Annotated in this window: 1 protein-coding gene; it reads right to left on the reverse strand. The window is 33.1% G+C overall.

Features of this window, described 5'->3' with window-relative positions; translation table 11 throughout:
- Positions 1 to 531, reverse strand: a 531-nt coding sequence (locus HMPREF3186_RS05380; protein ID WP_156438972.1) for a pneumococcal-type histidine triad protein, incomplete at both ends; no start/stop codon positions are given.

The following is a 531-nucleotide window of genomic DNA, read 5'->3' on the forward strand; positions in this document are numbered from 1 at the left end:
GCAGCTGATGATGCTAAAGAAGGGTTAACTCCAGATTCTTTTGCTTGTGATAATTGTGAAGCTGATAATTCACTTTTCTTAATATAGTGGAAGTGATCTCCATGACGAACTACGTAACCATCTTGAGTCTCACTTACGATATCTTTTGGATTAAATGTGTAGTTATCTCCACTTCCTTTAGATTCGCTAGATTCTCCATGGTGATGGTGGTGATGTGCATGTGCTGAAATTTCTTTTCCAGTACTTTCGTCAACAACATTATTTTGAGTAATACCTTCTTTTGGATAGTAGTAATATTTACCATTAACTTTTATTACATATCCCTCTGCAAGTTCATACTGAATGTCTTCATTTTTTAGTTTATAGTCTTTATTTTTATAAACTAGTGAATCAAGAATTTTAGCGTTGTAAGGTACTAATCCTTTTTCATAGTGGCTATGGTCACCATGAAGTGTAACATAACCATCTTCAGTAATTTCACTTACAACTACTGAGCTAACTTTGTCAGAGTAATTAATTTTTTTTGCTTGT

Source organism: Gemella haemolysans (assembly GCF_001553035.1).
GTDB classification, from domain to species: domain Bacteria; phylum Bacillota; class Bacilli; order Staphylococcales; family Gemellaceae; genus Gemella; species Gemella haemolysans_B.